Here is a 24,786-nt window from a genome sequence, read left to right on the forward strand (position 1 = left end):
TATTGTCGAAAAATCGACACTGCTGGACACTATCCATGGCTATTTCTATCAAGACATCTGAAGACATCGAAAAAATGCGCGTCGCCGGTCGCCTGGCCGCCGAAGTGCTGGAAATGATTGAACCTTACGTAAAACCGGGCGTCAGCACCGGCGAACTGGACCGCATCTGCAACGATTATATCGTTAACGAGCAAAAAGCCGTTTCCGCCTGCCTGGGCTATCACGGTTTCCCGAAATCTGTCTGCATCTCTATTAATGAAGTGGTATGCCACGGGATCCCGGATGACGAAAAATTGCTGAAAGATGGCGATATCGTCAATATTGATGTCACTGTGATTAAAGATGATTTCCACGGCGACACCTCGAAGATGTTCATCGTCGGCAAGCCAACCATCCTTGGCGAGCGCCTGTGCCGCATCACCCAAGAAAGCCTGTATCTGGCGCTGAAAATGGTCAAGCCAGGCATCAACCTGCGCACCATCGGTGCTGCGATTCAGAAATTCGTTGAAGCGGAAGGTTTCTCCGTGGTGCGCGAATATTGCGGTCACGGCATCGGTCGCGGTTTCCATGAAGAGCCGCAGGTTCTGCACTATGATTCAGCGGAAACCAACGTGGTTCTCAAACCGGGCATGACCTTCACTATTGAGCCGATGGTCAACGCGGGCAAAAAAGAGATCCGCAGCATGAAAGACGGCTGGACGGTAAAAACCAAAGACCGGAGCTTGTCTGCACAGTACGAGCATACTATTGTGGTGACAGACAACGGCTGCGAAATTCTGACGTTACGCAAGGATGACACCATCCCGGCGATAATCTCGCACGACGAATGATGAAAAGCCGGCGCCAGCCGGCTTTTTTATGACGGGCGATAGTTTTTTCTTATGGTGGCGCGATGAGCAACTCTTTACCTGACACTGTCTCCCCTGCTCTGTCCGGTCAGCCGGATAATCCAGACGACTGGTCGCAAAGCGATTTCAACTGTGCCGCCATCAAGGCGCATATCGATACATTCCAGCGCTGGCTGGGCGAGGCTTTTGATAACGGCATCGCCGCCGAACGATTAATAGAAGCACGTACCGAATTTATCGACCAGTTGCTCCAGCGACTATGGGTCGAATACGGCTTCGGCTCGGTCAACGATACCGCCCTGGTCGCGGTAGGCGGCTATGGTCGTGGCGAGCTCCATCCGCTCTCCGACATTGACCTGCTAATTCTAAGCCGCAAAAAGCTGCCCGATGAACAGGCGCAAAAAGTCGGTGAACTGCTGACGCTACTGTGGGATATCAAACTGGAAGTCGGCCACAGCGTGCGCACCCTCGAAGAGTGCCTGCTGGAGGGGTTGTCAGATCTCAGCGTCGCCACCAACCTGATCGAATCGCGCCTGCTCATCGGCGATGTCGCGCTATTCCTTGAATTACAAAAACACATATTTAGCGACGGCTTCTGGCCATCAGAAAAGTTCTTCGCCGCAAAAGTCGAAGAGCAGAACATACGCCATCAACGCTATCACGGCACCAGCTATAACCTGGAGCCGGATGTCAAAAGTAGTCCTGGCGGCCTGCGCGATATTCACACTCTCCAGTGGATCGCACGCCGTCATTTTGGCGCCACTTCTCTTGATGAAATGGTCGGCTTCGGCTTCCTCACCGAGGCCGAGCGTAACGAGCTTAACGAATGCCTGCACCAGCTCTGGCGGATTCGCTTTGCCCTGCATCTTGAGCTAAACCGCTACGATAACCGCCTGCTTTTCGACAGACAGTTCAGCGTCGCCCGTCGCCTGCGCTATGAAGGCGAAGGCAACCAGCCCATCGAGCACATGATGAAGGATTTCTTCCGCGTCACGCGCCGGGTGAGCGAGCTGAACCATATGCTAATCCAACTGTTCGAAGAGGCGATTCTCGCTCTCACAGAGGACGAGAAGCCACGACCGATTGATGATGATTTTCAACTGCGCGGCACGCTTATCGACCTGCGCGACGACACGCTGTTTATCCGCGAGCCGCAGGCCATTCTGCGCATGTTCTATATGATGGTGCGTAACAGCAGCATCACCGGTATTTACTCCACCACGCTTCGCCATCTGCGCCACGCCCGTCGCCATCTAACGCAGCCGCTTTGCTACATCCCGGAGGCGCGAACCCTGTTCCTCAGCATGTTGCGCCATCAGGGTGCGGTAAGCCGCGGTCTGCTGCCAATGCACCGCCATAGCGTGCTGTGGGCGTATATGCCGCAATGGTCACATATTGTCGGTCAGATGCAATTCGACCTGTTTCACGCCTATACCGTTGATGAACACACTATTCGCGTCATGCTGAAGCTCGAGAGTTTCGCCAAAGAAGAGACCCGCAGCCGCCACCCGCTATGCGTTGAGCTGTGGCCACGCCTGACGCATCCAGAACTGATCCTTATTGCCGCCCTGTTCCACGACATCGCCAAAGGACGTGGCGGCGACCATTCGATCCTCGGCGCCCAGGACGTACTCAAATTTGCCGAACTTCATGGTCTCAATTCACGTGAAACGCAGCTTGTCGCCTGGCTGGTGCGTCATCATTTACTGATGTCGGTTACCGCTCAGCGTCGCGATATTCAGGACCCGGAAGTGATTAAACAGTTCGCCGAAGAGGTACAAACGGAGAACCGTCTGCACTATCTGGTCTGTCTGACCGTCGCCGATATCTGCGCCACTAACGAAAACCTGTGGAACAGCTGGAAGCAAAGCCTGCTTCGCGAACTCTATTTCGCCACCGAAAAACAGCTGCGCCGGGGAATGCAAAATACCCCAGACATGCGCGAACGAGTACGCCATCACCAGCTTCAGGCGCTGGCGCTGCTGCGGATGGAAAATATTAATGAACAAGCTCTGCACCTGATCTGGAACCGCTGCCGCGCCAACTATTTCGTACGCCATACGCCGAACCAGCTCGCCTGGCATGCGCGCAACTTACTCCAGCACGATCTCAGCAAACCGATGATTTTACTGAGTTCTCAGGCAACGCGTGGTGGCACCGAAATTTTTATCTGGAGCCCGGACAGACCGTACCTGTTCGCTGCCGTTTGCGGTGAACTGGACCGCCGTAACCTTAGCGTCCACGATGCGCAGATCTTTACAACACGCGACGGTATGGCAATGGATACCTTCATTGTTCTTGAACCGGACGGCAGTCCGCTTTCCGCCGACAGGCACGAGATTATTCGCCTGGGCCTGGAACAGACCATTACCCAACGTAGCTGGCAGCCACCAGCCCCGCGTCGTCAGGCGGCAAAATTACGGCATTTTTCCGTCCCGACGGAGGTTAACTTCCTGCCAACGCATACCGATCGAAAATCGTTCCTTGAGCTGATCGCCCTCGATCAACCTGGTCTGTTAGCGCGCGTCGGCCAGGTGTTTGCCGACCTCGGAATTTCGCTCCACGGAGCGCGAATTACGACAATTGGTGAGCGAGTAGAAGATTTATTTATAATCGCCACGGCAGACCGGCGTGCCCTTAATAATGAGCTGCAACAAGAAGTGCAACAACGGTTGACAGAGGCCCTCAATCCAAACGATAAAGGGTAGCGAATTTAAATGTACATACACAAAGTCATTCGAGCTGCATCAAGGCGGCCAGGGAGAGAGTCTAAGAAGCTTACGATAGTAAGTGACTGGGCGAACAAGCGCAGCCAACGCAGAGGCAGCTTGAAGGATGAAGTGTATAAATGGAAAGAGAAACGATGCAGCAATTACAGAATATTATTGAGTCCGCCTTTGAGCGTCGCGCCGACATCACGCCGGCAAATGTGGATACCGTAACCCGCGAAGCGGTTAATCAGGTGATTTCTCTGCTTGATTCCGGCGCACTGCGCGTCGCTGAAAAAATCGACGGCCAGTGGGTAACCCATCAGTGGCTGAAGAAAGCGGTTCTGCTCTCTTTCCGTATTAACGATAACCAGGTTATCGATGGTGCGGAAAGCCGCTACTTCGATAAAGTTCCGATGAAATTCGCGGATTATGATGAAGCGCGTTTCCAGAAAGAAGGTTTCCGCGTGGTTCCACCGGCAGCTGTCCGTCAGGGGGCGTTTATCGCTCGCAACACGGTTCTGATGCCGTCTTACGTGAACATCGGCGCATACGTTGATGAAGGCTCCATGGTTGATACCTGGGCGACCGTCGGCTCCTGCGCGCAGATCGGTAAAAACGTTCACCTGTCCGGCGGCGTCGGCATCGGTGGCGTACTGGAGCCGCTGCAGGCGAACCCGACCATCATCGAAGATAACTGCTTTATCGGCGCGCGTTCTGAAGTCGTCGAAGGCGTGATCGTCGAAGAAGGTTCCGTGATCTCCATGGGCGTGTACCTGGGCCAGAGCACCAAAATCTACGATCGCGAAACCGGCGAAGTGTTCTATGGCCGCGTACCGGCTGGCTCCGTAGTCGTATCCGGCAACCTGCCGTCGAAAGATGGCAAGTACAGCCTGTATTGCGCCGTTATCGTGAAGAAGGTCGACGCCAAAACGCGCGGCAAGGTCGGAATCAACGAACTTCTGCGTACCATCGACTAAGCAGTATAAAAAGCGGGAGGCATCCCGCTTTTTTTATATATTAAGCTGGCGAAGATAGATTTTTTCGTTAATTATTCAAAGATTACGATGATATCAAAGGTACCGTTATGTACGATAATCTGAAAAGTCTTGGTATTACCAATCCTGATGAAATCGATCGCTATAGCCTGCGGCAGGAAGCCAACAACGACATTCTGAAAATCTATTTTCAGAAGGACAAAGGCGAGTTCTTCGCCAAAAGCGTCAAGTTTAAGTACCCGCGTCAGCGTAAAACCGTTGTCGCAGACGGCATTGGTCAGGGATATAAAGAAGTCCAGGAGATCAGTCCAAACCTCCGCTATATCATTGATGAGCTGGATCAGATCTGCCAGCGCGATCGCACTGAAATCGATCTTAAGCGTAAAATCCTCGACGATCTGCGTCATCTGGAAAGCGTAGTTACCAATAAGATCAGCGAAATTGAATCCGATCTGGAAAAACTGACGCGCAATAAATAAGTTTGCTATGGGCCAAATACTGGCCCTGTTTTCCACCTTTCTGTCTCTTCTCCTTCATTTTCTCATCATCAAACCTCAATTTTTCTTATCAAACATCATTTCACATCACCTTACTATCCATATGAATTAATTAATTAAATACTTCATGTATGTTCATTTCCCACCTAAAAGGAGGTCATACGATGACACAGGAAATTGAACAAACATGTTATATGCTGCAATCTGCCCCTTGGCTGGATAATGCAGGTTTTCAAAAAGGGCGAGAACACGATCGTCAGGCGCTAGGCTTTATTCTGCCTGCCAACGTGCAATTACAGATTCGTCAGCCGGACGTCAGCAAGGGCAAAGCAAGGTTGCGCCTGCTATGCAACGATTCAGAAGGAGAGAAAACGATAACGTTGAGCACCAGTTGGCAAACGGTGAGTACAACTGTCGATACCGTCCCCTTTATTGATACGCTATTTACAGAGCAACCTGGCGAGTTCATCGTCACTTACCAGCAACCCGCCACGACAAAACTGCTGCCGTGCTGGAAAATGGGGCAATCCGAAGATGAATTTTTCCTCTCCTGGGAGAAAAACAGCTCGGCGTTTGCGCTGGTGGATTTAGACGTTATTAACATGCTGCTGCCCTACGCCGATCGTGATAATGCGCTCAACGCCGGCCTGTCAACACTGCACAGCTACTACACCCAGCTCTTCAAGTGCTATAACGAATGGGCTGGATTAAGTGACAATCCAGACTCGCCGCTGAATCAGGATATTGCCAACCGCTACTTTATCCATGCGGATAAACATGGTGTTGGCGCGGCCTACTACTCCTCCGGGTGGTGCGCGCAAACCTCTTCAACGATTGGTGAAGGCTGGATCGACAGCGTCTCAACACAGTGGGTTATTCTTCATGAGATTGGTCATGGGTATCAAGGCTCCTTTATGCAAGATACCGATCTTCCCACTGGCGAGGTATGGAACAATATTTACGCCTCTTACTACCAGCAGCTCATGCTTGGCCAGGATAACCGTCTTTATACCGGCGGTTGGCTATATAACTACGGCAAACTGGCCGCACAGGAACAGCAGTTAATTACCCATATTACCAATCAGGACCCCGTCAGCAGTTGGGGGCTACGTCCGCGCTTGCAATTCCTGATGCTTATGTTGCTAAAAGCTGGCACTAAAGCCTTTGTTGCCTTTAACCAAAATTATCGTCAACTGGCCAACGGAGACAACTTTCAGCCGACAGAACATCGTCTTGCCGATATGCTGGCGACAGCCATCGCCACCGCTTCAGGCTATGACGTCACCGCCTTTATCAACCTGTGCGGCTTGAAACTGAAAACAACAACCCAAGAAAAGGTCGCGTCACTGGCAACAAAACCGCTGTGGCCACTTTACGATTTATTGCCACAAAGCGAATGGGAAAACGCGCGCCAACAATTAGGGCTGGATTCCTCCGTATGGCTGGTCGATAACAGCCAGCTGGCGACATTAAACAAAACGGGAACGCTGGTTCTGACGTTCGATATCGATGATGCGCAACAGATTTATGGCCGCACGATAATCATCAAAGATAACTGCGGAACCCAATATTCCGTGCCGATCAATGATGATACTTTGACACTAAACAGCATTCCTGTTGGCGTTTATCAGGTCGATTTGCCACAGGGCCGTTCGCAAAAATATCTGCCAAATATCAGCCATATTACTATCCGGGAAGGTGTTAATGCCGTTAGCGTAGTCTATAGCCAACGAAACGACACAAGCACCCGTAATGTGACGCTGCGCTTTTTAGGTCTTGGTGACGACCAGTTTGCAACCCTTGACGTTGATTACGAAAATAAGCAACTGATTCTGGATATTACTGACGCCACTCCGCATAGCTACTTCCCGAATACGCTTTACGCCAGCGTCGCAGTGCTCTCCGCCAACGGCGAAAAAGTCTTTGAGCGAAAAATGAATGGGACCAGTTGCACCACGGGTAAAGTCATCGTTCCATTCAACACGGAATATCATTTATATATTTATCATGCTGAGCCTGGACGCCTGAAAGCCTCTCCGACTTACCTGGCACTGGTCGCGCGTGAGAAATACCAGTTGCTACGCATCGATGATAATGGGCTCTACAACTTTATCCTTAACAATAATCCGGAAGAAGATTTACTGGCGACATTCCACCAGCAAGCCCAGAAAATTCGTAACCAGCCTTCACTGCTGGCACAAGAGAACTCCACGGCTAAAAACGATCTCTGGCTGATGCTGTCCCATTTCGAGGAACCTACCTATAGCGCGCAGCTCAAAGAGTATGCCGATGTGCTCCCTCAGGATAACGGCGAACCTGACGAGTTGACGGGGAAATGCATCACATTGGATCTGAAAGGACAAGGTAGTAAGACGTTTTGCCAGATAGCCATTGATAACAAACAGCGCATGATGACCATCGCGACACGTTCCGGTACGCCGCATCCGTACTACACTGCTAACACTTACGCCAATATCACGGTGACAGAACCGAACGGTACCATAGCCTTTAACCGTAACTACACAGGCGGTACAGACAATCTGGCAAAAAGTGAGGAGCTCGTCTTAGAGGAAAATATGATTATTGATGTTTTCCTTGATGAACCGTTCCGCTCCTGCGCCAGCAATGGCACAACTCAGGGCACCATCACGCTAAAGAAAAACAACCGCTGGCGCGTGGTGAGCGATGGGCTGGAAGTCTATTCGCTAGCACCGGTTGATGAAGAGGAGGCTGCAGATACAGAGGAAGAAACGCGAGATGTGACCGCATTGTACGGCGATCAATTCACATGGCAGCTGCTTGGCGACAATGATATCTGTTTTGCCAGCATGGATATGGATATCGGCAGCAAACAGCTTACTTTTACCGCCAACTCCGTTGTGCCGCATAAAGACTTCACTACGACGTATACAACGGTCAACGTCTACAACACACGCGGTAGCGTCGTTTATCGCCAGTCAATTAAAGGCTCGGCGCAGCTTGGCGATTATATTGATACGGCAATACTGGATGAAGGCTACACCATCGAGGTGTTCCATGCCGAAGGCGAACATCGTTCTACTATTATCAATCCGTTAAATAATAAAACCTGGCAACAGCCGAATACCGTGACCTGGCAAGTCACGGCCCTCGGGTTGCAACGCCTGTAACATCAATCACTCCCGCCGCTGGCGGGAGTTTTTTAACGCTGCTCGTCCAACTGTAAAGCAATATACAACAACAAACGGTCGTCAAAACTCCCCAGGTCCAGCCCAGTCAGTTCAGAAATACGATTCAGACGATATTCCAGCGTATTACGGTGAATAAATAGTGCCTTTGAGGTCGCTAGCGGTTGCACGTTGTGGCGGAACCACGCCTGTAGGGTACGCCGTAACAGACCGTTATTATCCATCGCTTTCAAACGAACCAGCGGACGCGCCAGCTCGTTGGCCTGCCAGCCGCCGCGCAGGCTATCCAGCAGCACCGGCAGCATCAGGTCCTGATAAAAATAGCTCCGACTCTCCGGCATTCGCTGTTTACCGACCATCATTGTGGTTCGGGCGGTACGGTAAGAACGTGCAATGCTACCGGGTCCGGTAAAGAAGTTACCCAGCGCCACACGAAAACGCAGCTGACCATTCTCTTTCATCCTGCTGATCAACTGCTCGACCCGTTTACAATGATCTTCTGCATCCCAGCGGCCAAAAGCATTCAACGCAGGCTTCAGCACCACCATTTCGGTCAGTGAAACAATGGCCACCAGATTATTACGGTCCGGCGTCGTCAGCGCGGTTTGTAGCTGCTGTAGCTCCGCCATCGCGCTGTCTACGCCAAGTTGGCCGCTATCCACCTCAATCATCGCCACAACGCGCGGCTGATTCAGATCGATTCCCAACCGCTGCGCCCATTCGGTCAGCGCTGGGGTGTTCTCCTCCGCCTGAATCAGGTTCATCACCAGCTCTTCACGCAGACGGCTATCCTGGGCCAGAAGGTGCATCAGCCGCGACTGCTCCAGCATCATTTCAGCCGTCATACAGACCAGCTCACCGTATTTGCGCAGCGATTCCGGCTCGCCGGTCAGACCGATAACGCCGACGATTTCCCCCTCCAGACGCAGCGGCAGGTTGATGCCCTGGCGCACGCCGTGCAGATGTCGCGCCACGGCATCATCAATATCGACAACACGCCCTTGTGAAAGGACCAGCAGCGCACCTTCGTGCAATTCACCAATTCGCTCGCGATCTCCGCTGCCGATAATGCGCCCGCGAGCATCCATTACGTTGATATTGGTATCAATGATGCGCATCGTGCGCGCCACGATATCCTGCGCCATTTTGGTATCAAGGTGCCAGCCAGCCATGTAACCCTCCCGTGAGCAGGTTACCAGCATAGAAGAGTTGGCAAAACGCTGCATTGTGCATTCGCACAAAGCAGGGGTGAGAAGTATGGAGTTGTGGAAGGGGTCACAGAACGCCAGATAGAATGACCCTCAGAGCAAAAAAAACCCTTGCCTCACAAGGAGACAAGGGGCTTTACGATTTGCCAGCGATTACTGCATCAGCAGGTAGATAGAGGTATCACCACGCTGAATGTTCAGCGCCAGAACCGAAGGTTTAGCATCGAAGATTTTGCGCAGGTCAGCAATATTTTTCACCGGCTGCTGGTTAGCGCCAACGATAATATCGCCTTTCTTCAGGCCAATCTGCGCAGCCGGAGTCCCCGCCTTCACGTTGCTCACCGTGACGCCTTTATCCTGACCCTTGTTGCTCATTTCCGCACCTTCAATACCGTTGAAGATGGTGCTTGAGTCAACCTGAGTCTGATTACTTTGCTGCAGCTCTACAGTTACCGTTACTGGTTTACCGTCACGCAGCAGGCCAAGTTCAATTTTGCTGCCGATAGGCATGGTGCCGACCTGTGCACGCAGTGCGGCAAAGCTGCTGATTGGCTTACCGTTCAGCGTGGTGATCACGTCACCGGCTTTAATACCTGCTTTACCCGCCGCAGAACCCGGCATGACCTGGCTTACGAAAGCCCCGCGCTGAGCGTCGACTTTCATCGCTTTCGCCAATTCGGAGTTCAGCTCGGTTCCCATGATACCCAGCTCACCGCGCTTAACCTGGCCAAACTTCACCATCTGATCGGTCAAGTTTTTCACCATGTTGCTCGGGATCGCAAAGCCGATACCGATATTACCGCCGTCCGGTGCCAGGATCGCGGTGTTGATACCGATCAGCTCGCCGTTCAGGTTAACCAGCGCGCCGCCGGAGTTACCGCGGTTAATCGCCGCATCGGTCTGGATAAAGTTCTCGTAATTTTCAACGTTCAGGCCGCTGCGGCCCAACGCGGAAACAATCCCGGAGGTCACGGTTTCACCGAGGCCAAACGGGTTACCGATCGCCACGGTGTAATCACCGACGCGCAGGGTATCAGAGTCCGCCAGCTTGATTGCGCTCAGGTTTTTCGGATCCTGAATTTGAATCAACGCGATATCAGAACGCGGATCTTTACCGACCACTTTTGCCTCAAACTTACGGCCATCGCTCAGTTGAACTTTGATCGTCGTCGCGTTATCCACGACGTGGTTGTTGGTGACGACATAACCTTTAGCGGCATCAATGATCACCCCAGAACCGAGGGCCATAAATTTCTGCTGCTGGCCGCCATCGCTACCCGGAGCGCCACCCTGCCCGCCGCCCTGACAGAACGGAGAGCTTTGGAACGGTGAACCGTCCTGGCAGAACGGTGAATTATCACCAAAGAACTGCTGGAAGTTACGTGGCATCCGCGGGGTATTAACGGTGGTGCTCCCCTCAACGTTGATGCTCACGACAGACGGCATCACCTTTTCCAGCATAGGAGCCAGACTCGGCATCTGCTGTGCATTAGTAGCCGAAGAAGCTGTTTCCGCCGCGCTCGCAGAGAGAGGGGACAACGCCAGACCTAAACTAAGAGCCAGAGCACTCATTGCTAACGTGGTTTTTTTCATATGTTTCAATCTCGATTTCAGATAACGAATAGTTGCTGTTTACGTGACTATGAGAGTCATTTTATAGCGCGAAGTTCCGGAATGAAGTTTTGGCAAAAGTAAAAATTTATTGTTCGTCTTTACAAAACTCATGCTTATTCTACGGCCATCAATCGCCGATATTCATCCCATGCATACAAGTCCGTCATTCCGCTGATATAGTCCTGAATGAGACGACAGCGATAATAATATTCCCATAGCGGAAATTCAGCGCTATCGCGCGGTATCTTATTTACGGCTTCTACGTAGGCCAGACGATGGCGAGCCGAAAGTTTCTGGAACAAGCGTGAGGCGATCGGCAAACTTCGTACCCGTTCTTTTTCCACCAACAGACTAAACTCATCCAGCGATAATTTTAACAACGGCTGGTAGATATCCAACAGGCCGCTAATAACACGATAACCTTGCAATTCCAGCTGCTCAACATCCGGATGGCTAAACACATGTTTTACTGCAACATTTTTATAAAGCTCAAGCAACTGGCTGCAATCACTTTCGTCTTCAAGCAGCGCGTGATTAAAATCACCGGTAAAGATCCTTGGCAAATTATCAATAAAGCGACGCGCCGCATACGGTACCAGCTTATTCAGCGTATTGACCCGTAAATACATAAAGAACTGATCTTCAGTACTTCGACTAAGAGAATTCGCACGAGATTTATCCCAGGCATTTTCAACAACCATGTTAAACAAAGAGCCTTTTTCGTGCTCCCCCCAGGCCTCGTAAAGATGCTGATAAAGCTGCTCCACGCTGAAAATACGTTTTTCTACTGCATCCTCAAGGTCGGCAACGCAATACGAGATGTCATCTGCGGCTTCCATAATCCACGTTAATGGGAACCGATTGTAAGGAGCCAGATCCAGTTCTTTACGCAACCTCGCAACATAGCCCTCTTCGGCTAAATAATAACCAGGTTTCTTCATTAAATAACTGTGGCTGGCAGGCGGTTCCCCTCGCCACCACGCCGGACGGGTATATTTAAGTATACAACCCACCTGCGCCCAGGTCAGATTCATCCGCATCAGGGTATGCACTAAACGAATTCCCTGCGCATTTCCTTCAAACCAGCACAAATCCTGGCGAACCTTGCGGCGTAGCTCATTTAATTGGCTATCCCCCTCCTGCAAACGCAGCGCTTCGACCACGCAACGGTCTTCGGTTAGGGGCTGGCTGGCGGCATCGCCGGGAAACAGCCGCTGGCTGAACCAGTCGTTGATTGCCGCTTCGCCAAAATGGCCAAATGGCGGATTGCCGATGTCGTGCATCAAGCACGCCATCTCGACGATACTTTCAAATGGACCGGTTAGCTCATCCAGCCCATAGCTCTCCAGCAGCTTCTGTTCTTTCAGGCGGCTTAGCACTTCTTTAGCGATATAGCGGCCAACCTGCTGAACTTCAAGAGAGTGGGTCAGACGGGTGCGCACCGCCGCGTTACGCTCTAGCGGGAATACCTGAGTTTTTTGCTGCAATCGGCGGATCGCCGGCGAGTTAACAATACGCCCGCGATCGCTTTCGAAAATGCGCAGGATTTCATGTTCCGTCTCAACCCCTTGCGGTGAACGATAGCGGCGACGCCAGTTAATCTTGTTGCGAAAATCGATCTTTGCCATGGCCTTCCCCGTGCGAGCAATAACGTTTCCTTCTAAGCGCATGATAGACTATGCCGCTAAAACCCACACATCGCGAGTAAATCTATGAAAATCGGCATTATTGGCGCTATGGAAGAAGAAGTTACCCTTCTGCGCGACAAAATCGACAACCGCCAGACCATCACTATCGGCGGTAGCGAAATCTATACCGGACAACTTCAAGGTACCGACGTCGCTCTGTTGAAGTCGGGTATTGGTAAAGTGGCTGCCGCCATGGGCGCAACCCTGCTGATGGAGCACTGCAAGCCGGATGTGATTATTAACACCGGTTCGGCGGGCGGGCTGGCATCTACCCTGAAGGTTGGCGATATCGTTGTTTCTGACGAAGCGCGCTACCACGATGCTGACGTCACCGCATTCGGCTATGAATATGGCCAGCTGCCAGGCTGCCCTGCCGGTTTTAAAGCTGATGAAAAACTGATTGCCGCTGCGGAAATCTGCATCAAAGCGCTGGATCTTAACGCAGTACGCGGTCTGATTGTCAGCGGCGACGCCTTTATCAACGGTTCCGTCGGCCTGGCGAAAATCCGTCAGAACTTCCCGCAGGCCGTGGCGGTCGAGATGGAAGCAACAGCCATCGCTCACGTCTGCCACAGCTACGGCGTGCCGTTTGTTGTCGTTCGCGCCATTTCCGATGTTGCCGACCAGCAGTCCCATCTGAGCTTCGACGAGTTCCTCGCCGTTGCCGCAAAGCAGTCCACCCTGATGGTGGAAAACCTGGTGCAGCGCCTGGCTCGTGGCTAAGTCACTTCAAACGGCTCTTGCCGCCCTGCTACTGCTCGTCCCGGCGTGGCTATTCGCTGCGCCGCGGGTGATTACGCTCTCCCCCGCCAATACCGAACTGGCGTTTGCCGCCGGTATTACGCCGATTGGCGTCAGTAGCTATTCTGATTACCCGCCAGAAGCCGCAAAGATAGAGCAGGTCTCCAGTTGGCAAGGGATGAATCTGGAACGGATCGTCGCACTTAAACCCGACCTGGTACTGGCCTGGCGCGGCGGTAATGCCGAGCGGCAGGTTAACCAGCTAAATTCGCTCGGTATTAAAGTTATCTGGGTCGAAACGACGACTATCGAAGATATCATCACCACGCTTCGCCAGTTGGCGCAATGGAGCCCACAACCGGAAAAGGCACGGCAGGCGGCCCAAAAGATGCAGGATGATTATCAGACGCTGAAAGCCCGCTATGCCAGCGTCCCTAAAAAGCGTGTCTTTTTACAGTTTGGCGCTAACCCGCTCTTTACCAGCAGCAAAGGGTCGATTCAGGATCAGGTTTTGACGCTATGCGGAGGGGAAAATATCTTTGCCGCCAGCCGGGTTCCCTGGCCGCAGGTCAGCCGTGAGCAGGTGCTGGCAAGGCAGCCGCAGGCCATTGTCATTACCGGTGATGCCAGCAAACTTCCCGCCGTTGAGCGCTACTGGCAGAATCAGCTAAAAATTTCGTTTATTGTCCTACATGGTGACTGGTTTGAACGCGCGAGCCCACGTATTATCCTCGCCGCAAAACAACTCTGTACTGCGCTCGAGCAGGTAAAATAATTACCTGATAACCCAGGGAACTCACGATGCTTGTCTATTGGCTGGATATTATTGGCACCGCGGTGTTTGCCATCTCCGGCGTCTTGCTGGCAGGAAAGCTGCGCATGGACCCTTTTGGCGTACTGGTATTAGGCGTGGTGACCGCGGTAGGCGGCGGAACCATTCGCGATATGGCTCTCGCCAACGGCCCGGTATTTTGGGTGAAAGACCCGACCGATCTGGTGGTGGCAATGGTCACCAGTATGCTCACCATTCTGCTGGTACGTCAGCCGCGCCGATTGCCTAAATGGGTGCTGCCGGTACTGGATGCCGTTGGGCTGGCGGTATTTGTCGGTATCGGCGTCAATAAAGCGTTTCTTGCCCATAGCGGGCCGCTGGTCGCCGTCTGTATGGGCGTTGTCACCGGCGTTGGCGGGGGGATTATCCGCGATGTGCTGGCGCGCGAAATCCCGATGATCCTGCGCACGGAAATCTACGCCACAGCCTGTATCGCAGGCGGTATCGTTCACGCAACGGCGTACTACACTTTCCACGTTCCGTTAGAAAACGCGGCAATGCTAGGAATGGTGGTCACGCTGGTAATTCGCCTGGCGGCAATCCGCTGGCACCTGAAGCTACCGACGTTTGCGCTAGATGAGAATGGGCGTTAATAAAAGCAAAACGGTAACTTTAAGGTTACCGTTTTTAGTTGTTTGCTCCCTCTCCCTGCGGGAAAGGGCTGAGGTGCCGCACTCACTTTAGACGCTGAATGAAGAGCCGCAACCGCAGGTGCTTTTCGCATTCGGGTTGGTCACGATAAAGCGTGAACCTTCCAGACCTTCAGTATAATCGACAGCCCCGCCGACCAGATACTGCAGGCTCATTGGGTCAACCACCAGGCCTACGCCCTGCTTCTCGATAGTCATATCCCCATCGTTTACCTGATCGTCAAAGGTAAAGCCGTACTGGAAACCGCTGCAGCCACCGCCGGTGATATACACGCGCAGTTTCAGGTTCGGATTATCTTCATCCGCGATCAGGTCTTTTACTTTAATCGCTGCGGCTTCGGTAAACTCCAGCGGCAACGCTACGTCATCACTCATTTTATGCTCCCATTGCTACTTCTGACCGGTTAAAGAATAACCCGACCTTTTGAGCCATTATCCAATACCCGAGTAAATCGTTCAAGTATTCTCCCCGCCAACCGGCTGTGCCTTTGCCGCCCGCTCGGCTTCCTGTTTCGCCAGGGTGCGCTGCAGGATTGTCGAGTATAAAGGCTTGCCGCCAAGGAATTGTGCCAATAGTGTTGCGCCCAGGCAGGTAATAATCATTGGCAAAATGAGCTGATAGTTATCGGTCATCTCCAGCACCAGCACGATGCCGGTCAACGGCGCACGAACCGAGGCGGCGAGGAGTGCGCCCATACCAGCAATGGCAAACGTCCCCGCATCCAGATGATACGCCGGAAACAGCGGCGTTGCCGCCATGCCGAAGGCCGTTCCCAGCAATGTTCCCAGCGCCAGCATCGGTGCGAAGATACCGCCGGGCGCGCCGGAAGAGAAGCAAAGCAGCGTGGTAATCACCCTTGCGATAAAAATAAACAGTAGCAGGCCAACGGAAAAGTTGCCCGCAGCAGCGATGGGAATCAGGTTAAATCCGCCGCCTGCCGCCGTTGGCTGAATTAGCCCAAGCACGCCGCAGCTGCCGCCGATTAATCCGCCAATCAACACCCACTTTTTGATATTTCCACCATGAATACGCTGGAACATATCCTGGATACGCAACACCAGAGTGTTAAATAGCGGGCCGATACAACCGAAAATCATCCCCAGCACCAAATATAACCACAGCGTGTTAACCGGCGCGTTGCTCAGCTTGCCAACCTCGATAACCGCGTGATCGCCATTAAAAATACGAAAGACAATCGTCGACATAATCACGCCGGTAAACACGGCTTTAATGGAGATCAGGTTGTAGCGAAACTGCGGACGCATCTCTTCAATAATAAACAGAATACCGGCCAGCGGCGCATTAAACGCGGCGGAGAGACCCGCTGCTGCACCGGTCGCCAATAGCGTATGGCGCGCCTCCGGGCTGCGCATGCGGAACACATCCACCACCATGCGGCCAAGATTGCCGCCCAGTTGCACCATCGGCCCTTCACGACCCAGCACCATTCCTGCGCCCAGCGTCCCCATCCCGCCGATAAACTTCACCGGCAGCACGCGCCACCAGCGAACGGGACGCAGCTCTTCCAGCGCTCCCTCTATTTCCGGGATCCCCGATCCGCCCGCTTCCGGGGCAAAACGACGTACGAGGAAATACCCCACCATCGCCAATAGCGCAGAGAAAATAAAAGCCAGCGGCCAGACCAGAAACCAATGGTCTGCTACCGCAACCAGCGCGCCAATACGCAGGTTTTGCACCCAATTGACACTTTTCTCAAACGCGACGCCTACCAGCCCTGCCAGCGTCCCTACAACGGCCGCCATCAATAAGACCGCCAGCGGCGTTTTATCTCGCTGTATCAACCGGCGCACGGCATCACCACGGCGAATCCGCACAAACTGATGTGTTGAAGAAGAGGGATTTTCTGCTTTCATGCCATTATCAATGATTAGTAATACAAATGGAAAGAAGGGCATTCTAGCCAACCGAACAGGCCCCGTCGTCAAAAAAATGCGCCGCGACCACATTGTTTCAATTGGGCAAAACTTTCATACCCTAAATAATTCGAGTTGCAGGACAAAACGGTTAACCGTTTTGAACAGCACTTGTGCTGGCCCCGAAGGGGTGAGGCCGTAGGCCGAATCACGCGGCAAAGGAGTGAATCCCGATGAGCTTACTCTGGTAAGTGATTCGGGTGAACGAGCGCAGCCAACACACCTGCAACTTGAAGTATGACGGGTATATAACCTTCCTGGAATAACCTAGAATAGCCGACAAAACATTTTTCACGAACCAGGACCCTGGCTATGAGCAAATCTGAAAATCTGTATAACGCTGCGCGTGAACTTATCCCCGGCGGCGTGAACTCTCCGGTACGCGCCTTCACCGGCGTCGGCGGTACGCCGCTGTTTATCGAGCGCGCTGACGGCGCATATCTCTACGACGTCGATGGCAAAGCGTATATCGATTATGTTGGTTCCTGGGGCCCAATGGTACTCGGTCACAACCATCCGGCAATTCGCAACGCCGTGATCGAAGCGGCAGGACGCGGTTTAAGCTTCGGCGCACCAACGGAGATGGAAGTCAAAATGGCGGCGCTGGTCACTGAACTGGTGCCGACCATGGATATGGTCCGCATGGTGAACTCCGGTACCGAAGCGACGATGAGCGCCATTCGTCTGGCGCGCGGTTTTACCGGCCGCGACAAAATCATCAAATTTGAAGGCTGCTACCACGGCCACGCCGACTGCCTGCTGGTGAAAGCCGGTTCCGGCGCGCTGACTCTGGGCCAACCGAACTCTCCGGGCGTTCCGGCAGATTTCGCCAAACACACCCTGACCTGCACCTATAACGATCTCAATTCGGTTCGCGCCGCGTTCGAACAGTATCCGCAGGATATCGCCTGCATCATCGTTGAGCCGGTCGCCGGTAACATGAACTGCATCCCGCCACAGCCTGAATTCCTGCCGGGCCTGCGCGCGCTGTGCGATGAATTCGGCGCGCTGCTGATTATCGATGAAGTGATGACCGGCTTCCGCGTGGCGCTGGCCGGTGCGCAGGATTACTACGATGTGGTACCGGATCTGACCTGCCTGGGCAAAATCATCGGCGGCGGCATGCCGGTTGGCGCATTCGGCGGCCGTCGCGAAGTGATGGATGCGCTCGCCCCGACCGGCCCGGTTTACCAGGCGGGAACGCTGTCCGGTAATCCGATCGCCATGGCGGCGGGCTTCGCCTGCTTAACCGAAGTGGCGCAGCCTGGCGTGCATGAAACCCTGACCGATCTGACCAATCAGCTGGCTCAGGGTCTGCTGGACGCCGCCCGTGATACCGGTATTCCACTGGTCGTGAATAACGTCGGCGGCATGTTCGGCATTTTCTTTACCGATGCGCCAACCGTGACCTGCTATCAGGACGTGGTGAAGTGCGACGTGGAGCGCTTTAAGCGCTTCTTCCACCTGATGCTGGAGGAAGGCATCTACCTGGCGCCGTCAGCGTTTGAAGCGGGCTTTATGTCTATCGCCCACAGTGAAGAAGATATCGATAACACCATCGCCGCAGCGCGTAACGCCTTCGCGAAGCTGTAACCCTAAACGCCGGGGCAACGCTGCCCCGGCGATGCCAAGGCACTATCGGCTCTGCTTTCTTAACAGATAGATAAAGTACGGTGCGCCGATAAAGGTCGACAGCAGCCCCGCCGGGATCTGGTAAGGGAACATCATCATCCGCCCGCACCAGTCGGCAAACACCAACAGCACCCCGCCAATCAACCCGGACATCACCATATGCGGCATCGTACGGCGGAAACCCATCATACGAGCGATATGCGGTGCCATCAGACCCACGAAGCTAAGCGGGCCAATGGTTAGCGTTGCGCTGGCGGTTAAGCACGCCGCCAGTAGCAGTAACGCGATGCGCGACGGCGTCAGCGCTACCCCAACGGCCCTTGCCGCCTCACTACCCAACGGTAGAATCGTCAGCCAACGTCGACAAAGCGGGGCCAGCGCCAGCAGGATGATCATCACCACGCCGCTGCGCACTACTAATTCCGGCGTTGCGCTGTAGGTTGAACCGGAGATCCACGTCAGGATCTGCGCCATTCGCGGGTCACCGCTGGCCTGGAGCATCATCAGCAGCATGGTAAACGCGGTGCTCAGCGCCATCCCCGCCAACAGCATACGATGCGGCGAGAACCCGCCGCGTCCGGCAGCAATCAGGATAACCAGCAGCGTCGCCGCGGCCCCGAGGCTACCGGCAGGCAACAGCCAGCCAAACGCATTGCCCGGCACAAAAAACAGCATCACCACCACGCCGAACGCCGCGCCGGAGCTGATCCCAAGCACTTCCGGGCTGGCCATCGGATTACCGGTCAGACGTTGAATGATGCAGCCCGCCACCGCCAGCATCATGCCGGCAAACAACGCCGCCAGAATACGCGGCCAGCGCCAGGGCATCAGCTCATTCAGTAACGTACCGCTAGCCCAGTGCCAGCCCTGCGCGTCGCGGCCAAAGGTCAGCGCCACGACAATTGCCAGCAGCAAAATCACCAGGCCGCCCAACGCAAACCACAGCACATTTTGCCGTTCAGCCAATACCTTATCGCCACCGTTCATCACCGGCGCGCTAATGCTGCGCAGGCGCGGTAGCAGCCATAGCAGCAAGGGCGCGCCAATCAGCGCGGTTACCGAGCCGGTAGAGATTTCCATCCACACCCGGGTGAGCCACAGAATAACCTGATCGGAAATCCACAGCAGCAGCGCGCCAATCAACGCTGCCAGCAACAAGCGCGATAACAGACGACGAGCCCCCAGCATCTTCGCCAGCAACGGCGCAAACAGACCGATAAAGCCAATAATTCCTACCGCATTGACCAATAGCGCGCTGATGATAATCGCCAGTGTCAACGCCCCCAGCCGCGCCAGCGAGAGCGCCAGTCCGAGATTACGCGCCACGCCGTCATCCAGCCCCATAAGGGTTAGCGGACGCAGCAGCAGTAGCGTTAAAATCGCCCCGCCGAGCAACTGCGGCCACAGCCGCTGCACCACGCTCCAGTCGGTCTGCGTCAGGGTGCCGGTGCTCCACAGGAACATACTTTGCAACTGATCGTGATGGAAAATCGCCATCAGCTGGTTGAGCGCACCGCAGTACAAACTAACCACCAGCCCCGCCAGAATCAAGGTCACCGGCGAGAGGCGTTTACCCCAGGAGACGCCAAATACCAGTGCGCCGACGAGGCATGCCCCGGCCAGTGCGGCAAACTGCGAAGCCAACACGCCGGGGATCGCCCACAGCGTAGTAACCGTCATCCCTAACTGCGCACCAGTCGCGACGCCAAGCGTTGTCGGTTCCGCCAGCGGATTACGCAACACCTGCTGGAACAGCACGCCCACCAGCCCCAGCCCGGCACCGACCAGCAGCGATATCGCCAGCCGCGGCAGCAGGCTGTAGTGAAACAGCATCTGGGAAATATTATCGATATCCGGCAGCCAAAGCGCCAGCCCCCACTCGTTTCGCGGCAGCGCCACGCTGAGGTTGAACAGCGTTAGCGTAAAAGCGGCGATCAGCAAAACAGAGAGCAACAATACCGCCAACGGAGAAATTCGCTGTCTCATGCCGGGACTCCCTGCGCATCGGCCAGCACGCGAGCAAAATACATCGCTGATAGCGTCGCGCCGTAGAACCACACCGCCGGGACGCGCTGAAAACGCCCAGAGCGAACAAAAGGCATCGCTCGCCATAGCGGCGTCGCCATTAATTGCGCCATTTCCCGCTCGTTACCATGATCGAAACAGAGGACATCGGCATCTTTATAGGCCGCCAGCCGGTCGATCCCGACGGTGACGCTGCCCCAAAAGGTGGTTTCGCCCTGCCAGGCGTTTTTGATATCAAAGCGATCGAGCACTTCCTGGAACAGACAGTTTTGCGCAAAGACCAGCACGTGACGGGTATCAAGCAGGGTAATCATCAGCAGAGGGCGATCGCCGCGCCGGGCAAAGCGAGGCCGCAGGCTCTCCATCAGCGCGTCAAACTCCGCCAGATGGCGCTTCGCCTCCTGCTGCTTGCCAATCAGTTCAGCCATTTCATTGAGCGACTGTTGCGCCATCATCAGCGGACGCTTACCATCGCTGAAGGTGAATCCTCGCCCGGGCGCAATGCGCGCCAGCTTTTCCGACGAAGGGCCGTATCCTGCCGACCAGACCAGAAACGACGGCTTCATTTGCGTCAGTAGTTCAAGATTCGGCTCGGTGCGCAGTCCAACATCAATCACCGATGGCGGCAGCGCAGGTTCGTTAACCCACAGCCTGTAGTTCGGGATATCGGCGACGCCATAGGGCATAACGCCCAGCGCCAGCAGCAGTTCGACCGGCAGCCATTCCAGAGCGACAATGCGCTGCGGGTCAACTTCCGCCGCCTGCGCGCCGCGCATCTGCCACAGTAGCGGCGACAGAGCCATCGCGGTCAGCAGGCGCCGCCGCGTGATTAAATTCAGGTTTTCCATCAATAGACAAAACTTACCGGCGCTGCGCCAGCCGGATGCGGCAGAATTCCCATCGGGATACCGTAAATTTGTTCCAGGGTTTCACTACGCATCAGCTCCGCAGGCGTTCCCTGAGCAATCATTTCACCACCGCGCAGGGCCACCAGATAGTCGCAGTAACGGGCAGCCATATTGATATCATGCAGTACGGCAATAACCGTCAGTCCGCGCTGCTGGCTAAGGCGGTGAATCAGTGCCAGAACATCCACCTGGTGGGCGATATCCAGCGCCGAGGTCGGCTCGTCGAGCAGCAGGCAGCGGCTATCCTGGGCTACCAGCATGGCAATCCACGCTCGCTGGCGCTCGCCGCCGGAGAGGCTATCCACCAGCCGATGGGCTAATGGTTTCAGGCCAACCAGCGCGATCGCCTCTTCGACTTTTTCCCGGTCCGCCGCGCCAAAACGTCCCAGCGCTCCGTGCCACGGATAGCGGCCGATAGCCACCAGTTCACGCACCGTCATGCCTTCCGCCGGCGGCAATTGCTGCGGCAGATAGGCCACTTTGCGGGCAAACGCTTTGCTGCTCCAGCTATCGCGCGGCTGGCCGTCAAGCAGGACATCGCCTTCCGAGGGCGGCTGATGGCGACCCAGCATTTTTAGCAGCGTCGATTTTCCGGAGCCGTTATGGCCAATCAGGCCAGTCACTTTTCCCGCCGGGAAGGTTAATGAGAGAGGATGCAATAGCGTGCGACCGGGCACGCGGAAGGTCACGCGGTCCAGCGAAAACGTAGTATCAGAGTGCGGAGTGTTTTCCTGCATAACGGGACCTGATGAGAGGCGCGGCGAACCGCGCCCGTTAAGTGGTTAGAAACGGAAAGTTGCGGTCGCCACGACCTGACGCTCTGCGCCCCAGTAGCATGCGTATTCGCTGTAGCAGCTGGAAACGTATTCGCGATCGAACAGGTTGTTGACGTTGATCCCTATCGACGAATCTGGCAGACCAAAGCGCGCTAAATCGTATTTCACGGTGGCATCCATTACAGCGTAACTTGCCACATTGAAGGAATCATTTTTATTCCCCGTAGATGTGTCATTCTTATAATAGCTCACCGTTGAACCGACATAACGCGCACCGGCACCCACCGTCAGGCCGCTCAGCGCGGTTTCGTGGAAGGTGTAATCCGCCCACAGCGAGGCCATATTGCGCGGTACTTCCGCCGGACGCTTGCCGTTAAATGTGGTGTCGTGCTGGTACTCAGCGTCAGTGTAGGTATAGGACGCGGTGACGTTGATATTGGCGTTCACTGCTGCTTTCGCTTCCAGCTCAATACCGCGAGAGCGGATCTCACCGGTCTGAACGCTAAATAGCCCGGACGAATCATTAGGATCCGCCGTCAAGTTTTTGTCTTTGGTCAACTGATATACCGCCGCCGTCAGCACTATCGGCATATCTTTCGGCACGTACTTCACGCCCGTTTCATACTGTTCGCCACGAGAGGGATCGAACGGCTTTTTATTAGCCCCGGAACCGGAAACTGGTTCGAAGGACTGGCTATAGCTAAAATATGGCGAGATACCATTATCAAACAGATAGTTAATACCACCGCGCCAGGTAAACTGCTGATCGTGATTTTTTGCTAAAGAGTTATCCGAACGAGCTAATGTTGAAGCCATCGCATAGTCATAGCGACCGCCCAGCGTCATCACCCACTTATCCCACTCCATCTGATCTTGCGCATACAGGCCGGTTTGCTCCATACGATTCAACACCGCATAGGGGAAATTGACGTTGACGTTTGGATTACCATACTGCGGATTCTGCATATCAATCGCAGAAGCTGAACCATAATCAGCATCAACATCATTACGCATGCGCGAATAATCCACGCCGGTTAGCAGAGTATGGCCTACCGCGCCGGTGGCAAAATCTGACTGCAGCTGGGTATCAACGGTGAACGTATTAAGATGTTCATCAGAGCGCACATACGCACGGTTGATTTTCCCTGTCGGAGCATAACCGTTGCCATAGACCGAACGATACAGGGTATGCACGTCGGCATAACGCAGGTTCTGACGCACGGTGAAGGTGTCATCAAACTGATGCGAGAAGCTGTAGCCAACCATCTGCTGGCGGCGCGCCATCTTATTATCCGATTCACCTTCATTGAAATCCGTCGGTAGCTTATGGGCGTTGCCGTTGGCGTCGTAATACGGCACCACGGTCCCTTCACGCGGCAGCCAGCCGTAATAACCGGCATACGGATCGTTCTGGAAATTACTCAGGAAGGTGAAATCGGTTTTGTCATCCGGACGCCAGCTAAAGGACGGTGCTACCGCGTAGCGAGTAGATTTCGCCATCTGCTGCTGGGCATCCTGGCTGCGGCCTAACCCGGTCAGACGATATGACCATACGCCGTCATCATCAATGGCGTCGCTGAAGTCAAAGCCCGTCTGCCACAGGTTATCGGTACCCATTTTGAACTGGATTTCTTTCAGCGGCTCTGTGGTTGGGCGTTTGCTGACCATACTGACGATGCCGCCAGGGTTGCTGTTGCCGTAAAGCACCGAGGTTGGCCCGCGCATGACTTCCACACGTTCGAGGAAATAAGGGTCCATCGATACTTCAGAATAGTTATTACCCTGCAGCTTCATACCATCCAGATACTGGTTGGTATTCACCGTTGTGGAGGTGGTGAAGCCACGAATTGTCACCACATCATAGGTGGTTGAGCTACCGCGGGTAGAGAACACGCCCGGCGTATATGCCAGCGCTTCTTTGACCGTTGTCGGCTGCTTCATCTCCATTTCCTGGCGGGTGACCACGGAAATAGACTGCGGCGTTTTTTCTATCGGGGTATCAGTTTTTGTTGCGGTAGCCGAACGTTTTGCCGCGATTGTCGGAGCCGGTCCCCAGGCACTTTCCTGGCTGGATGGTGCCGCAACAACGGTAATCGTTTCTTCTTTCGGTTCAACTGCCGCCTGTGCATAGACAGACATGCCGCTAACCGCCGTGGCTACTACGACTGCGATTTTACGCAGCGAGTGGTTTGGCTGAGCAGTTTTTGGACGCGCCATGGGTATATCTCTAATAAAAGTGAATGATAACGTAAACGAGAATTATTATTATGACGGATGCCATGATAGGCGAAACGCAGAATATATGGCAAGAAATATGCCCCTGATTACGTGTCAAAGGCTGAATTAATAACCAGACGGTAATTGTGGAGTTAAACTGCTGTTAAGTTTTTTACAGATATAAATAAGCCCTCTAATACTGAGGTATTAGAGGGCTTATTTATAATCCGCAAAATCATTCAAGCCGCATCGAGGCGGCAAGAGAAGAAATCCCCAGGAACATAGATAACTATGTGACTGGGGTTTCTGACAAATCTGCCGGGAGCAGATTTGAACGCTTTT

18 protein-coding genes are annotated in these 24,786 nt (G+C 54.0%); 9 read left to right on the forward strand and 9 right to left on the reverse strand.

All coding sequences use genetic code 11. The features are described 5' to 3' along the window. Positions 1–35: 35 nt before the first annotated feature. From map to ACMYSL_RS23540, 5 genes are all read left to right on the forward strand, one after another. The gene (gene map, locus ACMYSL_RS23520; RefSeq protein ID WP_110272472.1) at positions 36–830 is read left to right on the forward strand and encodes a type I methionyl aminopeptidase; all 795 of its coding nucleotides are present in this window, start codon (positions 36–38) and stop codon (positions 828–830) included. A gap of 62 nt (positions 831–892) precedes the next feature. Further along, entirely contained in the window at positions 893–3,556 is a 2,664-nt protein-coding gene (gene glnD, locus ACMYSL_RS23525; protein WP_434660068.1) for a bifunctional uridylyltransferase/uridylyl-removing protein GlnD, read from the forward strand. Between the two features lie 155 nt (positions 3,557–3,711). Continuing rightward, positions 3,712–4,536, forward strand: coding sequence for a 2,3,4,5-tetrahydropyridine-2,6-dicarboxylate N-succinyltransferase (dapD, locus tag ACMYSL_RS23530; protein WP_110272474.1), 825 nt, complete (start codon positions 3,712–3,714; stop codon positions 4,534–4,536). Between the two features lie 107 nt (positions 4,537–4,643). Then, the gene (locus tag ACMYSL_RS23535) at positions 4,644–5,033 is read left to right on the forward strand and encodes a DUF3461 family protein (RefSeq protein ID WP_110272475.1); all 390 of its coding nucleotides are present in this window, start codon (positions 4,644–4,646) and stop codon (positions 5,031–5,033) included. Between the two features lie 182 nt (positions 5,034–5,215). Further along, positions 5,216–8,200, forward strand: a complete 2,985-nt coding sequence (locus ACMYSL_RS23540) for a putative mucin/carbohydrate-binding domain-containing protein (protein WP_434660069.1) — start codon at positions 5,216–5,218, stop codon at positions 8,198–8,200. Between the two features lie 32 nt (positions 8,201–8,232). On the opposite strand, the gene cdaR is transcribed toward ACMYSL_RS23540, so the two are convergent. From cdaR to dgt, 3 genes are all read right to left on the reverse strand, one after another. After that, positions 8,233–9,390 carry a DNA-binding transcriptional regulator CdaR gene (gene cdaR / locus ACMYSL_RS23545; protein ID WP_110272476.1) on the reverse strand — a complete coding sequence of 386 codons (1,158 nt, stop codon included), beginning with the start codon at positions 9,388–9,390 and terminating at the stop codon, positions 8,233–8,235. A gap of 189 nt (positions 9,391–9,579) precedes the next feature. Continuing rightward, a complete protein-coding gene (degP, locus tag ACMYSL_RS23550) occupies positions 9,580–11,019 on the reverse strand; it encodes a serine endoprotease DegP (RefSeq protein WP_182236443.1) in 1,440 nt (479 codons plus the stop codon). Positions 11,020–11,153: 134 nt separating this feature from the next. Continuing rightward, entirely contained in the window at positions 11,154–12,668 is a 1,515-nt protein-coding gene (gene dgt, locus ACMYSL_RS23555) for a dGTPase (RefSeq protein ID WP_434660070.1), read from the reverse strand. Between the two features lie 84 nt (positions 12,669–12,752). On the opposite strand from dgt, the gene mtnN reads away from it, so the two are divergent. The 3 genes from mtnN to ACMYSL_RS23570 are packed head-to-tail and all read left to right on the forward strand — an operon-like array spanning position 12,753 to position 14,894. Then, entirely contained in the window at positions 12,753–13,451 is a 699-nt protein-coding gene (gene mtnN, locus ACMYSL_RS23560; protein WP_434660071.1) for a 5'-methylthioadenosine/S-adenosylhomocysteine nucleosidase, read from the forward strand. Beyond that, complete coding sequence (btuF, locus tag ACMYSL_RS23565) at positions 13,444–14,244, forward strand: vitamin B12 ABC transporter substrate-binding protein BtuF (RefSeq protein WP_110272480.1); 801 nt, start codon at positions 13,444–13,446, stop codon at positions 14,242–14,244. The genes mtnN and btuF overlap by 8 nt, the downstream gene beginning before the upstream one ends. Positions 14,245–14,270: 26 nt before the next feature. After that, complete coding sequence (locus ACMYSL_RS23570) at positions 14,271–14,894, forward strand: TRIC cation channel family protein (protein WP_110272481.1); 624 nt, start codon at positions 14,271–14,273, stop codon at positions 14,892–14,894. 87 nt (positions 14,895–14,981) lie between these two features. Here ACMYSL_RS23570 and erpA read toward each other — a convergent pair whose 3' ends face one another. After that, positions 14,982–15,326 (reverse strand): iron-sulfur cluster insertion protein ErpA, encoded by a 345-nt coding sequence (erpA, locus tag ACMYSL_RS23575; RefSeq protein WP_110272482.1) that lies wholly within the window; start codon positions 15,324–15,326, stop codon positions 14,982–14,984. A gap of 81 nt (positions 15,327–15,407) precedes the next feature. Continuing rightward, entirely contained in the window at positions 15,408–16,826 is a 1,419-nt protein-coding gene (clcA, locus tag ACMYSL_RS23580; protein WP_434660072.1) for a H(+)/Cl(-) exchange transporter ClcA, read from the reverse strand. 372 nt (positions 16,827–17,198) lie between these two features. On the opposite strand from clcA, the gene hemL reads away from it, so the two are divergent. Continuing rightward, positions 17,199–18,479 carry a glutamate-1-semialdehyde 2,1-aminomutase gene (gene hemL, locus ACMYSL_RS23585; protein ID WP_304256282.1) on the forward strand — a complete coding sequence of 427 codons (1,281 nt, stop codon included), beginning with the start codon at positions 17,199–17,201 and terminating at the stop codon, positions 18,477–18,479. Between the two features lie 42 nt (positions 18,480–18,521). Here the strand turns inward: hemL and fhuB are convergent, their stop codons facing one another. Genes fhuB through fhuA form a run of 4 tightly spaced genes read right to left on the reverse strand, consistent with a single transcriptional unit; the run spans position 18,522 to position 24,444 of the window. Beyond that, positions 18,522–20,504: a Fe(3+)-hydroxamate ABC transporter permease FhuB gene (fhuB, locus tag ACMYSL_RS23590; RefSeq protein ID WP_434660073.1), complete on the reverse strand. Its 1,983-nt coding sequence runs from the start codon at positions 20,502–20,504 to the stop codon at positions 18,522–18,524. Next, positions 20,501–21,391, reverse strand: coding sequence for a Fe(3+)-hydroxamate ABC transporter substrate-binding protein FhuD (fhuD, locus tag ACMYSL_RS23595; protein WP_434660074.1), 891 nt, complete (start codon positions 21,389–21,391; stop codon positions 20,501–20,503). The genes fhuB and fhuD overlap by 4 nt, the downstream gene beginning before the upstream one ends. Further along, the gene (gene fhuC, locus ACMYSL_RS23600; protein WP_434660075.1) at positions 21,391–22,188 is read right to left on the reverse strand and encodes a Fe3+-hydroxamate ABC transporter ATP-binding protein FhuC; all 798 of its coding nucleotides are present in this window, start codon (positions 22,186–22,188) and stop codon (positions 21,391–21,393) included. The genes fhuD and fhuC overlap by 1 nt, the downstream gene beginning before the upstream one ends. 45 nt (positions 22,189–22,233) lie before the next feature. Continuing rightward, positions 22,234–24,444 (reverse strand): ferrichrome porin FhuA, encoded by a 2,211-nt coding sequence (fhuA, locus tag ACMYSL_RS23605; protein WP_434660076.1) that lies wholly within the window; start codon positions 24,442–24,444, stop codon positions 22,234–22,236. Positions 24,445–24,786: the final 342 nt, after the last annotated feature.

Origin of the sequence: Klebsiella sp. MISC125 (assembly GCF_051131775.1) — a bacterium.
Lineage (GTDB): Bacteria > Pseudomonadota > Gammaproteobacteria > Enterobacterales > Enterobacteriaceae > Klebsiella.